The organism is Lederbergia sp. B243.17, from assembly GCF_057657925.1.
Map to the genome: position 1 here is coordinate 1 of NZ_JBWBKF010000078.1, position 15143 is coordinate 15143.

The 15143-nt window shown below is 44.8% G+C and carries 10 protein-coding genes and 1 pseudogene; 9 read left to right on the forward strand and 2 right to left on the reverse strand.

Going from position 1 to position 15143, the window contains the following annotated elements:
- Positions 1-519 precede the first annotated feature (519 nt).
- The 7 genes and pseudogenes from AC0TWI_RS14725 to AC0TWI_RS14755 all read left to right on the forward strand — a co-directional run bounded on the left by AC0TWI_RS14725 (position 520) and on the right by AC0TWI_RS14755 (position 9964).
- Positions 520-1296: a formate/nitrite transporter family protein gene (locus tag AC0TWI_RS14725; RefSeq protein ID WP_488127095.1), complete on the forward strand. Its 777-nt coding sequence runs from the start codon at positions 520-522 to the stop codon at positions 1294-1296.
- 373 nt (positions 1297-1669) lie between these two features.
- Positions 1670-2570: pseudogene (locus AC0TWI_RS14730) on the forward strand (glycosyl hydrolase); the annotation flags it as partial.
- A 438-nt stretch (positions 2571-3008) separates the two neighbouring features.
- Positions 3009-4172, forward strand: a complete 1164-nt coding sequence (locus AC0TWI_RS14735; RefSeq protein WP_488127140.1) for a carbohydrate binding domain-containing protein — start codon at positions 3009-3011, stop codon at positions 4170-4172.
- A 210-nt stretch (positions 4173-4382) separates the two neighbouring features.
- Positions 4383-5339, forward strand: coding sequence for an acetylxylan esterase (locus AC0TWI_RS14740; RefSeq protein WP_488127096.1), 957 nt, complete (start codon positions 4383-4385; stop codon positions 5337-5339).
- Positions 5332-7572, forward strand: a complete 2241-nt coding sequence (locus AC0TWI_RS14745) for an alpha-galactosidase (RefSeq protein WP_488127097.1) — start codon at positions 5332-5334, stop codon at positions 7570-7572. Before AC0TWI_RS14740 ends, AC0TWI_RS14745 begins: the two co-directional genes overlap by 8 nt.
- A 14-nt stretch (positions 7573-7586) precedes the next feature.
- Positions 7587-8978: a glycoside hydrolase family 1 protein gene (locus AC0TWI_RS14750; RefSeq protein ID WP_488127098.1), complete on the forward strand. Its 1392-nt coding sequence runs from the start codon at positions 7587-7589 to the stop codon at positions 8976-8978.
- A gap of 107 nt (positions 8979-9085) precedes the next feature.
- Positions 9086-9964, forward strand: coding sequence for an ROK family protein (locus tag AC0TWI_RS14755; RefSeq protein WP_488127099.1), 879 nt, complete (start codon positions 9086-9088; stop codon positions 9962-9964).
- Between the two features lie 52 nt (positions 9965-10016).
- On the opposite strand, the gene AC0TWI_RS14760 is transcribed toward AC0TWI_RS14755, so the two are convergent.
- Both AC0TWI_RS14760 and AC0TWI_RS14765 read right to left on the reverse strand, forming a co-directional pair.
- The gene (locus tag AC0TWI_RS14760; protein WP_488127100.1) at positions 10017-11210 is read right to left on the reverse strand and encodes an AGE family epimerase/isomerase; all 1194 of its coding nucleotides are present in this window, start codon (positions 11208-11210) and stop codon (positions 10017-10019) included.
- Complete coding sequence (locus tag AC0TWI_RS14765) at positions 11207-12574, reverse strand: MATE family efflux transporter (protein WP_488127101.1); 1368 nt, start codon at positions 12572-12574, stop codon at positions 11207-11209. The genes AC0TWI_RS14760 and AC0TWI_RS14765 overlap by 4 nt, the downstream gene beginning before the upstream one ends.
- 139 nt (positions 12575-12713) lie before the next feature.
- Between AC0TWI_RS14765 and AC0TWI_RS14770 the strand changes: the two genes are divergently transcribed.
- Positions 12714-13649, forward strand: coding sequence for a glycoside hydrolase family 113 (locus AC0TWI_RS14770; protein ID WP_488127102.1), 936 nt, complete (start codon positions 12714-12716; stop codon positions 13647-13649).
- Positions 13650-13819: 170 nt separating this feature from the next.
- The gene (locus AC0TWI_RS14775) at positions 13820-15133 is read left to right on the forward strand and encodes an ABC transporter substrate-binding protein (protein WP_488127103.1); all 1314 of its coding nucleotides are present in this window, start codon (positions 13820-13822) and stop codon (positions 15131-15133) included.
- The last annotated feature ends 10 nt before the right edge of the window (positions 15134-15143 follow it).

Sequence of the window (15143 nt, forward strand, 5' to 3'; positions counted from 1 at the left end):
TCATTTTTGTCTAAAGGGGGCTAGGCCGACTGGCTTTTCTGCGCACCACGCATCTCTTATGGGTCTTTTGTGAAATAAGCCTTAGCTTAATGAGCTGAAGAAAAAGTGCTGGTATGCCACTAAGCGCCGAAGAAAAGCGTAACTCGTGTTGGCCCAGTATGCCTAGAGAGAATCATTAAGCGGAAATGATAGATCAGGTGATGAGAGGAATCATCGCCTGCGCCAAGTGCAAGAGCCGGCTTGCTCATAAAGCAGGATCTTCGCTGACTTGTAACAATCATGCGAGAGGATAGAAGATTTATATTATATAATGTGAATATATTCACAAACAATACGGTCGTTCGCAAGACCTGTTCTTTTCATCTGAAGTTTTGAGACCCTGCCCTATCGATTCAGCTGGAGAAGTGCTGTCCTTTTAGTAAATGCTTTTTATGCTTAGACAAGGTCAGCTGGGGGAAAAGAGCTGGAGAGGAATCCATTTATAGGATTAGTCGAGGGGCTAGGAAAGGAGAAGTACAAATGAAAGAGACAATCGATGCCTTTGCAAACACAGCCGTTTTAAAAGTTCAGAACTTGAATGCAAGCAAAAGCAAATCCATCACGATGTCGATGCTGGCAGGAGCTTTCGTCGGTATAGGAATTATCTTTATTTACTCAATCGGCGGCTTATTGGCGCCTTCTCAATTTGCCGGAACCAAAATTGTGATGGGGGCATCGTTTGGAATTGCCCTTAGCCTCGTCCTTATGGCAGGAGCCGATTTATTCACCGGCAATAATATGACGATGACCATTGGAACGATGATGAAGAAGACGACATGGCTGGAAACGCTCCGTGTCTGGTTTTATAGCTATGCAGGAAATTTTGCAGGCTCTGTCCTGATTGCGTTCTTGTTTTTCTATTCTGGTTTGGCGGCAGGCGGGACGGCTGATTTTATTACAAACGCAGCCGATGCAAAAATGAATGCTCCCTTCATGGAACTATTCGTGCGCGGAATTCTATGCAATATTTTGGTATGTCTGGCTGTTTGGAGCTCTGTAAAATTAAAAAGTGATACTGCAAAGCTGATTATGATTTTTTGGTGTTTATTCGCTTTTATCACATCAGGCTTTGAACATAGTGTAGCGAATATGACATTACTGTCGATCTCACTTCTTGTCCCGCACCCTGAAACAGTTACGCTTATGGGTATGGCGGCCAATTTAATTCCCGTTACATTTGGAAATATTGTAGGAGGGGCAATCTTTGTCGGTGCTGCATATACATACGGCAACACCGTTATTAGAGAAACAAAATGAAAAGGTCAGGTAGACAAAGGGTTGGAAATCGAATCGATTTCCAACCCTATTCTATTTAGCGGTCGTTCCGAATACGCCGTCTGGTTGGTTCGCTGAAAGATCGCGAGGGCACTTGAATTTTAAATAATCAAATAAATGACTAGACTTTTATATTTATATGAATATATAATTACTTTAGCAAACGTTACAACTTTTTAAGTAAATCAGCTCTTTATAGTCATCATGTCTACTTCGCTCATAAAATGGAAGGGCTTTCTTCGGGAGGTGTGCAACAGAAAAAACGAAAAATTGACGAAAGGGGAGAGCAGGTATGAAGAAATTCCGGAAAGGTTTTATCGTGTTCGCAGTGTTCTTGCTGCAGCTGTCAGTAATCATGCCGGCCTTTGCTGATGGAGAGCCGGCCAATAAGAGCAACAAAAAGTTAGAAGTTGATTTGGTAGACCGGAAGGCCACGGACCGAACAAAGTCTCTTTTTGCTTATTTGCAGAATGTGCAGGGGAAAGCAATTTTATTCGGGCATCAGCATACGACAACCGAAGGAGCAACCATTACGACAAATGACGGAACCGAATCTGATGTAAAAAATGCCGTCGGTGATTTCCCTGCCGTTTATGGTTGGGATACGCTGAGCCTTGAGGGAAAAGAGAAGCCTGGTAAATGGGAAGGGTCCATCGAAGAAAACAGGGATGCTCTTGTGGACGTCATGAAAAAAGCGTACGAACGCGGAGGAATCCTTAACTTGAGCGCCCATATGCCAAACTTCGTCACTGGGGGAAGTTTTTATGATACGAGCGGCGATGTAGTTCCGGCGATTTTGCCCGGAGGAGACAAGCATGAGGAATTCAATCAATACTTGGACATGATTGCTGATTTTGCTCACCATTTAAAGGATGATCAGGGAAAGGACATTCCTGTCGTCTTCCGCCCATTCCACGAAAATAACGGAAGCTGGTTCTGGTGGGGGGGCCGCGTTTACTACACCGGCTCAGTATAAAGAATTATTCCGGTACACGGTTGAGTATTTAAGGGACAAAAAAGAGGTTCGAAACTTCTTGTATGCGTTCTCACCGGGCAGCCCTTTTAACGAGGATAAAGCGAAGTATCTGCTTACCTACCCAGGCGATGAATATGTAGATATTCTCGGTTTTGATACGTATAACAATGGGGAAGGGACAGACCAGTGGTTGAAGCAGGTCGTCCAAGATGCCAGCCTGATTTCAAAAATCGCCGATTCAAAAGGGAAAGTTGCAGCTTTCAATGAATTTGGCTATAGCAATATGCAGGTTTCAGGAAACAAAGATACCGAATGGTTTACCAAATTGTTGAACGCACTGAAGTCGGATCCGGATGCCAAAAGGATGGCTTTCATGCTGACATGGGCCAACTTTAAAACGGAAGAGGCGTTTACGCCATTTAAGGGTCATGCAACATACGGCGACCATGAATTGCTTCCAGACTTTCAGGATTATTATAACGACAGCTATACAGCCTTTCAGAAAGATATCCGTGGAGTATATGATCTGAAAGTGAAAACAGTGAAGGAAACAGGCGTGATTCATACTGTATCACCAACAGAGGATGAGATAATTAAAACAGCCAATACGACGATTCGTGTCCGGGCGGTAAATCAGCCGGTTTCAAAGGTTGTCTATTCTATTGAAGGAAGCGCTGAAGAAAACGAACTGGTCTACGATCCGAAAGTGAACTATTACATGGCTGACTGGAAGCCGCTACCAAACCAAAATGGGAAGAGTATTGTGCTGACAGTAAAGGCGTACCTCGGAAATCAAGTGGTCTATGAAGAACCTGTCACCGTTCATGTTGAGGCAAAGGATATCCCGGTCAAGTCTTACTCTTTCTCGTCATCGATAGAGGGAATGGAATCAATTGGAACGTATCCTGATTCCATTTCCATGTCAATCGGGCATGCAAAGTGGCAGGAGGAGGGTGCAATAAAAATTAATGTTTCTATTCCAGATTCGAGTCAATCATGGCAGGAGCTAAAGCTAAAAGTAACGAATGCCGACTTACAGCTTGTGAATAAGCTGAAATACGATGTCTATATCCCGATTGAAGGAAACGAAAATGCATCCATTCAAGGCATTGCCATGATCCCGCCAAATTGGGAGGACAAATACGGTTCGGGACAGCCGGAAACTTTATCGGACTTGGAAAAAGTGACGATTGGCGATACTGTATTCGGGAAATACACGGCTGAAGTGGATATGAGCTCATCTAAAGTGCTTCTTGAAGCAGATGAGTTGGCCTTTTCTGTTGTCTTCAGTCACTTACGCTATACCGGTCCTATCTATATAGACAATGTCCAACTGCTGAATAGTTTTGAAGAACCTATTTTGGATCCGTTCGTGGTAGACAGCTTTGAAATCTACAACGGGAACCAGTCTAAGCTGAAAGCAAAATATACTGTAGCTTCTCAAGGAGACTCCGTCAAAGTTTCACTAGATGAAGAGAATAAATCCTCGGGTGACTATGGACTGAAATATGAATATGAACTGGGGGATTCCGGGTATGCCGGGGTAACCAGACAGCTTGGCGGGGTTGATTGGTCCAGTCAGAATACATTGAATTTCTGGTATGTGCCGGATGGAAAAGATCAAAAGCTTGTCATTCAAATCAAGGCGAATGATATTGCTTTTGAGGCATACCCATCATTATTGGGTACGGAACCGCAAGTAGTGGAGATTCCATTCAGCGAATTTACTGTTGCCGCATGGGATACGTCTCATGCTGGTTCGCAATTAGATGCGGATAATGCAAAAAAGGTACAAGAGTTCTCCATTTACGTGAATGCAAAACAACTAGGAACACGATTATCAAGTGTCCTTCATTTTGATGACATTCATGTCAGTCAATAAGGAGCTACCTTAGCAGAATATCGTAAATACCAAAGGACTTCACCGATCACGGCGAAGTCCTTTGGTAATTATAGACAGGGTTACAGTGGGAGAGGATGTGTTTTTACTTTCGATTCATTTGATTTAACATATTTTCATTTTACATATTCATTTACATAAATAAGTATATACATTATAATGAAAGCGGATAATTAAATAAGAGGTGTTCTCATGCAAATAGAACAAATCGTCGACCAATATAAGAATTATGGAGGAAGCGGAATCAAGCCCGTTGATTTTGACGACTTCTGGGACAAAGAGCTTAAAAAGCTGGAAAAGCTTCCACTGGACTATGAATTGGAGAAGGTTGAAATTCCTTCCCGTGTGGCCGATTTTTATAATCTGTATTTTGTGGGGGATGGCGGGGCAAGAGTCCGTTGTCAATACGCCCGTCCGAAGAATGTCAAAGGGAAATTGCCGGGAATGCTCATGTTTCATGGTTACCATGGGGATAGCGGCGATTTTGGTGACAAGGCCGGCTGGGTTGCCGAAGGATTTTCCGTTTTGGCAATGGATTGCCGCGGCCAAGGAGGGCTCTCCGAGGATAGGACTACCGTCAGAGGGACAACAATGAAGGGATTGATCATCCGCGGCGTGGAAGAAGGCCCGGAAAGTCTGTATTTCCGCTCCGTTTTCCTGGATACCGTCCAAGCTGCCAGAATCCTGATGTCGATGGATGAAGTGGATCAGGAAAAGATTTATGTGCAAGGAGCCTCACAAGGGGGCGCTTTGTCACTCATCTGCGCAGCATTGGAGCCGAGGGTGAAGAAGGTGGTCACACAATATCCGTTCTTGAGCGATTATCGCAAGGCGTTTGATTTCGATATAACGACTTCTGCTTATGAGGAGCTTCATTATTGGTTCCGCTTCCGTGACCCTATGCATGAGAAGGAGAAAATGTTTTTTCATACGCTCGAATACATTGACTTGCAGCATTTTGCGCCGAGAATCAAGGCTGAGGTAAAGTGGGCGATCGCATTGGAGGATACCATTTGTTATCCAGCCCAGCAATTCGCCGTTTACAATAATATCAATTCCCCGAAAGAGATGATTTTCTTTCCGGAATACGGACATGAGTATTTGCCGAAGTTCGGGGATAGGGTAAAGGGGTTTTTGTTAAATGAGTAATTTGATCTGTGTTAACGAAGACAAGTTGGAATTCCATTTAACAAATGGAAAGGTCAGCTATTTGTTTAGGGTAATGGAGAAAATCAATCAGTTGGAGCATCTTTATTTTGGAAAAAGCATTCAGCACCGCAACAGCTTTGAATATTTGATTGAGCGTGAGGTCCGGCCATCAAATAACCAATTTGAAGGTGATCATACTACCTCACTGGAGCATATCCGCCAAGAGTATCCGACCTTCGGAACGTCAGATTTTCGTTTTCCGGCTCAGCAGGTCCGTTATCCGCTTGGGGACCGCATCTCAAATTTTGTATATGACAGTTACCGGATCCTGGATGGGAAGCCGACATTGGAAGGATTGCCGGCCACATACACGGAAACTGCGGATGAGGCCCAGACACTGGAAATCATTTTGAAAGATACGTACTCGGAGCTCTCCTTGCACTTGTTTTATACGATTTTCCGGGGGCGTCCGGTAATTGCAAGAAGCGCACAGTTTAAAAACAATGGCCAGGATGATTATCAGCTTGAAACTGCGATGAGCATCAGCATTGATTTCCCACATGACGATTTTGAGCTCGTTCATTTAAACGGAGCTTGGGCTAGGGAGAACCATGTCGAGAGAAAACCGGTCATTAGAGGCGTCCAATCGGTTTCGAGTGCACGCGGAGCGAGCAGCCATGCTCATAATCCATTTATGGCATTGGTTCGTCCGCAAACAACGGAACATAGCGGTGAAGCATTCGGTTTCAGCTTGATTTACAGCGGCAATTTCTTGGCGCAGGTAGAAGTGGATACATACAATGTCACCCGTGCAATGCTGGGAATCAATCCGTTTCAATTCAGCTGGAAGCTTGAGCCGAACGGCAGTTTTCAGACACCGGAAGCTGTGCTTGTTTATTCGGAGGATGGCTTGAATGGGATGAGCCAGGCATTCCACAGCTTATACAGGAACCGTTTGGCAAGAGGAGAATGGCGCGATAAAGAGCGGCCGATCCTGATTAATAACTGGGAAGCGACCTACTTCAGCTTTAATGAAGAGAAAGTCGTCGAAATCGCCCGGACAGGTGCAGAGCTGGGAATGGAATTATTCGTCTTGGACGACGGCTGGTTCGGAGATCGCCAGGACGATACTTCTTCTTTAGGTGACTGGTTTGTAAATACGGAAAAACTGCCGAACGGAATGAAAGGCTTATCCGATAAAATTCATCAGCTGGGGCTGAAGTTCGGGCTTTGGTTTGAACCGGAGATGATGTGCAAGGATACCGCCCTTTTTGAAAAACATCCCGATTGGCTGATCCAAGTTCCAGGCAAAAGACTTTCACACGGCCGCAACCAATTTGTGTTGGATTTTTCCCGTGAAGAGGTTGTCGAGAACATCTATCAGCAAATGGATGAGATTCTATCAGAATGCCAAATTGACTATATTAAATGGGATATGAACCGTTATATTTCAGAAGCCTTTTCCGCAGCACTGCCGGCAGATCAGCAGGGTGAGATTTGGCACCGCTATATATTGGGTGTTTACTCCCTTTATGAGAGATTGATAGAAAAGTATCCGCATATTTTGTTTGAATCATGTGCCGGAGGCGGCGGACGCTTTGACCCGGGTATGCTGTATTATGCGCCGCAAGCATGGGCAAGCGATGATACCGATGCGGTGGAACGCCTGAAAATCCAGTATGGCACGTCAATGGTCTACCCATTGTCCAGCATCGGCAGCCATGTATCCGCTGTTCCCAACCATCAGGTCGGTAGAACGACAAGCATGGAAATGCGGGCAAATGTCGCCTATTTCGGTACGTTCGGTTATGAACTGGACATTACACTCCTGTCAAATGAGGAAAAAGAACAGATCAAGAAGAACGTCGCCTTTTTCAAAGAGTATCGTTCTCTCATCCAGCAAGGCATATTTATTCGCCTGAAGAGTCCGTTCGATGGGAATGAGACAGCGTGGATGGTCGTTTCTAAGGATCGGACAGAGGCGATTGTCGGCTATTATGAAGTTCTTTCAAAGCCGAACCGTCCATATGAACGTTTATTATTGAAAGGCTTGGCTGAGGAAATGCAATATCAAATCAATGGGAACGGCGTAAGATTTGGTGATGATCTCATGCAAATCGGCTTATTATTTGGCGAAAACTTCACCGGAAGAGCCGATGAATATTGGGCGAAAGAGAAAGTCAAAGATTACAACAGCAAATTGTTTTATTTACAAGCAATCGATAAAGCGTAATAGGAGATGCAATCATGAAAAAGTTTCCAGAAAATTTTTGGTGGGGAGCCGCAACGTCCGGCCCCCAAAGCGAAGGGCGTTTCAATAAAAAGCACGCCAATGTATTTGATTATTGGTATGAGATTGAACCGGAAGAATTTTACAGCCAAGTAGGACCGGATACTGCTTCGAATTTTTATAACAGCTATGTAGAAGACATCCGATTGATGAAGGAGATCGGTCTCAATTCGATAAGGACATCCATTCAATGGACAAGATTAATCGATGATTTTGAGACGGCTTCTGTCAATGAAGATGGCGTCCGTTATTATAATGCGATCATTGATGAATTTATCAAGCAGGGAATCACTCCAGTTATGGCACTGCATCATTTTGACTTGCCGGTCGAGTTGTACCAAAAATACGGCGGCTGGGAATCGAAACATGTCGTCGACCTGTTTGCGAAGTTTGCCGGCAAATGCTTCGAGTTATTTGGGGACCGCGTCAAGCACTGGTTTACGTTCAACGAGCCGATGGTGATTGTCGACGGCCAATATTTATACGAATTCCATTACCCAAAAATTGTTGACGGAAAGAAAGCTGTACAAGTAGCATATAACCTCAATCTTGCTTCTGCGAAGGCGATCAAAGCTTTCCGGGAGATGGATATGCAAAAGAAGGGAGCGAAAATCGGGACCATCCTGAACTTAACTCCTTCTTATCCTGCAAGTGACAGCGAAGAGGATGTTAGAGCAGGCAAAATTGCCGACCTATGGCGCAACGAAATGTTCTTAAATGTCGCGGTTAATGGTGAATTCCCGGCGGAGCTTGTTGAACTTCTCACGAAAGACAAAGTAATTTGGAATTCAACAGAGGAAGAACTGGCAATCATTAAAGAGAATACGATTGATACATTGGGCGTCAACTTCTACCATCCGTCCCGTGTCAAAGCACCAGATATTTCACCGAACAGTACAGCCAATTGGATGCCAGACCGTTATTACGACAACTATGACATGCCGGGCCGCAGGATGAATGTTGACAAGGGATGGGAGATTTATCCACAGGCAATCTATGATATTGCCCTCAACATCCGTGACAACTATAAAAATATTGAATGGTTCGTTTCCGAAAATGGGATGGGCGTTTCACGCGAAGAGCGTTTCCTGAACGATAATGGCATGATTGAGGATGATTACCGGATCGATTTCATTCAGGAGCATTTGGAGTGGCTGCACAAAGGAATTGAAGAAGGTTCCAACTGCTTTGGATACCATCTTTGGACTCCGATTGATTGCTGGTCATGGAAAAACGCATATCGCAACCGCTATGGCTTCATTTCCAATGAAATTCATACACAAATTAAAACAATCAAGAAATCAGGTTATTGGATCAAAGAAGTGGCTGAAAACAATGCTATAAAGTAAAACGGAAGCAATTGTCCACAACAGCACCTATTTTGTGAGGACCTGTTCGTCAAGTCCTTGCAGGGTAGGTGTTTTTTCAAATTCAAGGTTCAAGGGGTGGCTACATCATGTCATTAGTTGTATTTGACATCGGCGGATCATCAGTAAAATATGGAGTCTGGCATCAGGAGAAGCTCGAAGATAAAGGGGCGTTTGCAACGCCGGCAACATGGACGGAGATGAAGAAGCAGCTGCTGAAGATAAAAGAGGATTTCGCTTCGAAGTATGAAATTGACGGGGTTGCCATCAGTTCCCCGGGGGCTGTGAACCAGGCAACGGGTATTGTCGAAGGGGCCAGTGCCATCCCATATATCCACCATTTTCCGATTACCTCAGAGCTTACAAAACTGTTTGGCTGTCCAGTTTCAATGGAAAACGACGCCAACTGCGCTGGACTGGCGGAGGTCTGGAAAGGAGCCGCGAGCGGGCTGAAAAACGTCATCTTTGTCGTTGTTGGTTCAGGGATTGGCGGAGCTTTCATTGTAGACGGGAAAATTCATCACGGGAAGCATTTGTTTGGCGGTGAATTCGGCTATATGCTTTTGACCGATGAAGGAACGTTCAGCAGTTTAGGGACTCCTGTTCATATGGCAAGACGTTATGCTGAAAGAATGAACCTTCCTGAAAATGAAGTGAGCGGCAAGGATGTGTTTGATCGGGCTGAGCAAGGAGATCCGACTGCGAAGGAGGAAGTGGGAAAGTTCCACCGTTATTTGGCGCAAGGAATTTACAATCTTCAATACAGCTTTGACCCTGAGAAAATCATTATCGGCGGAGGGATATCGAGCCGGCCTGATTTGATTCCGGAATTGCAGCGGAATCTTAAGGAGATTGTCAAGCAAGTGGAGATTGCCCCGTTTATTCCCGAAATTGAAATCTGCAAATTCCAAAACGACGCAAACCTTATCGGAGCTGTTTACAATCATCAGCTTAACTATGATGAGTAACGAAAAGTCCCTGCAGCAAATCGCTGCAGGGACTTTTCGTTACGGCCGCCGGTTATTTCGGCAGTCTTTTAATCATTTCATAGCACATTCTGCCATTGTGATAGAATCCCTTCCAAGGGTCGGCTATGTTTTCCGGGGTCAGATGATCGGGATTACGCAGCGATGAAATGACTTCCCCCTCCTTATCGATCCGGGAATACCATTCTCCATTCGGGCGAGGATCATGGAATTTCTCTTGGATATAGGTCCATACCCTCTCGCTGAGGCGGATAAAGTTTTCATCTTCCGTTAATTGGTATGCATTATAGAAACCAACGACCGCTTCTGCCTGTGCCCACCAGACCCTTGTCTTTCGTACAACTCCATCTGCTTTTGCATCATAAATGGAGCCGTCTTTGTCAATTCCTTCATTGGCAACCTTATACGCCATCCTTTTGTTCATTTCCACAATATCGGGCCGGTCCAACCCGGTTACTTGCAGTGCTTCCGTCAACAACCAGCTTGTTTCTATATCATGCCCATAAGAGAATGAGTCCCTCAGCGGCTTCCAGTCGGCACTAAACGCCGTTTGGCAAAAATGCTCCTGATGATGATAGATTTTTTTCGAAAATAGATCAAGTAGGTGCTCAATCCTCTTCAGCAAATCTGCATCCGGCCAAATGCTGTACAGGTTCGTATACGCCTCCAATAGATGAAGATGGCTGTTCGTTGTAAAAACCGTTCCAGGTCCTTCATTCAGCAGCTCATTGTCCTTTGGCTGCCAATCGACCGTGAACTCTTCCATATACCCGCCTAATTCGGCAGCGTAGCATTTGTCTTCTATCAAGTGGAAAATATCAATTGCCCGCCTCTTTGCCTCGGGATCTTGCGATGCTTTCGCAAATTCACTCAACCCGTAAAGGGCAAAGCTTTGGGCATAAATATGTTTGGCATTCAGCAGCGGGTTTCCTTTAAAGTCCACAAGCCAGTAGATTCCGCCATTTTTCTCATCCCAAAGGGAGCAGATTAAAAACTGGTAGGAATGTTCAGCTGCTTGTAAGTATCTTTCCTCTTTGGTCAGCAGATAGGCGCCGGAGTAACCCCATAAATGACGTGCGCCGACGACCCCGCCTTTCGGGCTTTCCGGGTGCACGGTTAAGTGATAGTCTACCTTCCCGTAAGATCCGCCGTTTTCTTCATCCAGCAGCTTTATCCAAAAGGGCAAAATGACCTCTTTCAATTCCTGCAAAAACTCTTGTTTGTTCATAGCGGGACAACCTCCTTTTTTTCCTCGACAATATTGCGGATCCACTTTTTCGTCAGTGTTCTTTTCACTCCTAGAACAGCACGGATGATATCATGCGAGTTCGCAAGGGCATAGACGGCGAATAATGGGAAATGCAGATAAACGGCAAGAGCGGCAAGCGGCAGCCCCCATAGCCAAACCCCAAGCGTATCGAGCCACATGACATACTTCGTGTCCCCTCCGGCCCTCAGGATGCCAACATTATTTATATAGTTAATATTTTTGGCGATTGAGAATAAGAGATAGACAAAAATGAGCTGATTGACAAGCTGTTCGACATTGCTCGTGATGTTATAGAGAGACAACACGAACGGCATCGAGACAAAGATCAATATACCTGTAACGATGGAAAGAACTATGGTGATTTTTAGATACTGCTTCGCATATTGGAATGCCTTCGATTTTTGATTGGCGCCAATTTCATTGCCAATCATTACGGCTGAAGCATCACTGATTCCTGAAAAGACGCAAGTAAAGATAAAGATGATCGGATCAATCAGTGAAATGGCAGCGGTTTGTCCGGTTCCCATCGAGGCATACAGCCAGAAAAACATCGTGTCGCCCACACCCCAGGTTGCATGATTCACAATCGATGGAAATGTGATTTTAAAATAATCCCTGCTGAGATTGCTGCGGAACACATCGGTATTTTCCTTCAGGATCTTCCACGAGATGAACCCCTTTTTGATTAGCAGCTGAAGAAGAAGCCCAGTCTGCAGAACACGGGCAATCAGTGTGGCAATCGCTGCCCCTTCAACGCCTAAAGCAGGGGCGCCGAAATTCCCGTAAATCAGGCAATAGTTTAAGAGTGTATTGACCGCTAGTGCGAGCACGCTATAGAAGGTCGGTCTCCGCACTTCACCTGTCGTTTTTAAGGCGACAACGAAAATCATCGATAAGGCAGTGAAGATATACGTATAGCCGATAATCTTCAGGAATTCACTCCCGATTTGCTTCACGTTCAAATCGGAAGAAAAGATACCGATAATCTGAAACGAAAAGAACTGGGTGATTAGCGTGAAAAGAAGGGAGAATAGAGAGGCTACAACGGTCACATAAATAACAGATCTGCTGATCCCCTTTTTGTTTTTTGTTCCCCAGTATTGTGCACAAAAAATAGTGGCACCGCTTGCAAATCCTTGAAGAATGATAATGAGAATTTGCGTAAACTTATTGCTGACACCCACTGCGGCAATGCTGTCAACACCCAAACGACCGACCATGACGGAGTCGACCATATTTAAACTGGAAGTGATGAGCAGCTGGATCGTAATGGGGACCGTAAAGTAGAGCATTTTTCGATAATACTCGCGTTTGTTATCCATTTATTCACATTCTTTCAACTATTAGTTTACGAAACTAGCCCCGGAAGATATAATTAATTTACAGCAAAAGTATATACATTTCAATAATATATGTATTACTTTGTGATAAAAATGTTAGAACAAGGGATGGGAGAGAGCAATGGAATTCATTAAGGGTGCCAGTTTTGGCTTTATGAGCAAGCGGGGAGAGTGGAGGGACCCGAGAGCGAAAGAATCTTTAAGGCTGGCTAAAGAGAGATGCGGCCTTGACCATGTCATTTTAACTGTGGTGGCAGAACAAGATCATCCACAAGCGACAACGATTAACTGGAGGGACCACAAGGATGTGGTAAGCGATGAGGAAGTCATCGAGATGGCAGAGTTTGCTAAGTCTTTGGGTTTGTCTGTCATCCTAAAACCGATGGTGAATGTATCCGACGGGACGTGGCGGGCACACATCAATTTCTTTGACACCGATGTGCCATGCGAACCGAAGTGGTCTGAATGGTTTGCTTCTTATAATGAATATATCCTTCATTATGCAAAGCTTGCCGAAGAGACAAACTGTATCATGCTGGTTGTCGGCTGTGAAATGGTTAATGCCGATCGGCGGGAGCAGGAGTGGCGCTATTTGATAGACGAAGTGCGCCAAGTATACAGCGGTTTGGTAACTTATAATTGCGATAAGTACCAGGAGGATGTCCTGAAATGGTGGGACGCAGTGGATGTTATTTCTTCCAGTGGCTATTATCCGATTGATCAATGGGAAGTACAGCTGGACCGAATTGAGAAAGTGATCCGCACCCACAATAAACCATTCTTTTTCTGTGAAGTCGGCTGTCCAAGCTGGGAGGGCGGCGAGATGCTGCCGAATGACTGGACGTTAAGAGGAAGGCCGGACGCCCAGGTTCAAGCGGCATGGTACGAAGAGATGTTCCGAGCAACGAGCAAGCGGGATTGGGTTAGAGGCTTTGGATTATGGGATTGGAAGGCGCATCTTTATCCGATTGAAAAGGCGCCGGATGATCAGGATTATGCCGTCTATGGGAAACCGGCAGAAAAGGTGGTTCACCGTTATTTTAGCAGCATCCGCTAACCAGTTTGTGTATAGGTTTCATAAAGTAAGTTGACAAATGGTAAAGGTTCACTATGTATTTTTTTAGTCAAGTATATTTTTTAAGAATAAAAGACTATACAAATTCAAAAAGCGGTGCTAAAATGAACTCTGTAAACGTTTGCTGAATATTACCTTTGGAGGGAAGCAAAATGAAGAAGTTATTCCGTATAGGCGTCATGGCAAGTGCTCTGGCCCTTGCATTGGCAGGATGCAGCGGTAGCTCTGAAAAGTCGGGAAAGGATGCCGGCAAAGACTCAGAGGGCAAGGAAACCATCACATTTATCAACCATAGAACAGATTGGGCCGGTAATGGAAAGTGGGATGAGTACATTTCAGCTTTCAATGAAAAACATCCGGATATCAACGTGAAAGTGGAAACCATTACAGATTACGTAACAAAAATGCAAATCCGTATGAATTCCAAAGACTATGGCGATGTGTTTATGATCCCAACTACGATCAAGCCTGAAGACAATGCGAATTTCTTGGAGCCGCTGGGAAATCTGGACGAGCTGTCTAAGAAATACATGTTATTGAATGACCGTGCTTATGATGGTGTTGCTTACGGTGTACCAATTATGGTCAACACTTCTGGCATGCTCGTTAATATGAAACCATTCAAAGAAGCAGGGATTGACAAGATTCCGACAAACCCTAAAGACTTTATTGCTGCTCTTGAAAAGGTTAAAGAAAAAAATCCGGATGTCATTCCTTTGTATACGAACTATGCTTCCGGCTGGGCTCTGACTGCCTGGGATAATGTTCGTACCGGTGCATCTGGCGACCCGGATATCACAAACAAGATTGTTGCTGACAAAGAGCCATTCGCTGACGGAAAAGTCATGAATACAACGTACAAGGTGTTGTATGACGCGGTGAAAGACGGCTTAACAGAGGCAGACCCATCTACAACAGACTGGGAGCAATCCAAGCAGGACTTGGCTGATGGGAAAATCGCTGTTATGGTTCTCGGCAGCTGGGCGATTGAACAGGTACAAGCGTTAGCAGAGAATCCGGATGACATCCAATTTGCAGCCTTCCCGATCACAGCAGAAGACGGTGAGCAATATGCCGCAATTGGCGGAGACTACAACCTGGGAATCAACGTAAACAGCAAACACAAAGAAGCTGCACGTACTTTCTTGGACTGGTTTGTCAACGAATCTGATTTTTCCGCTGAAAATGGAGCGATCTCTCCTCTAGTAGGAAAGGAACTGCCTGCACCTCTGAAATCAATGGAAGATGCCGGCGTGAAGTTCATCGAGGCCAATCCGGCTCCAGCAGGAAAAGAGTCGCTATTGGCCAACATCAATAACACTTCCGAAGTAGGGCTTGATACGACAGATGCTGTCAAGCAACGAATTATTGACGCTGCAAAAGGCAATACGAAGGAATCCTTCAATGATATTATGGACGACCTGAACACCAGATGGGCCAACGCAATAAAAGAAGTAGGCGAGTAATCAATTTCAA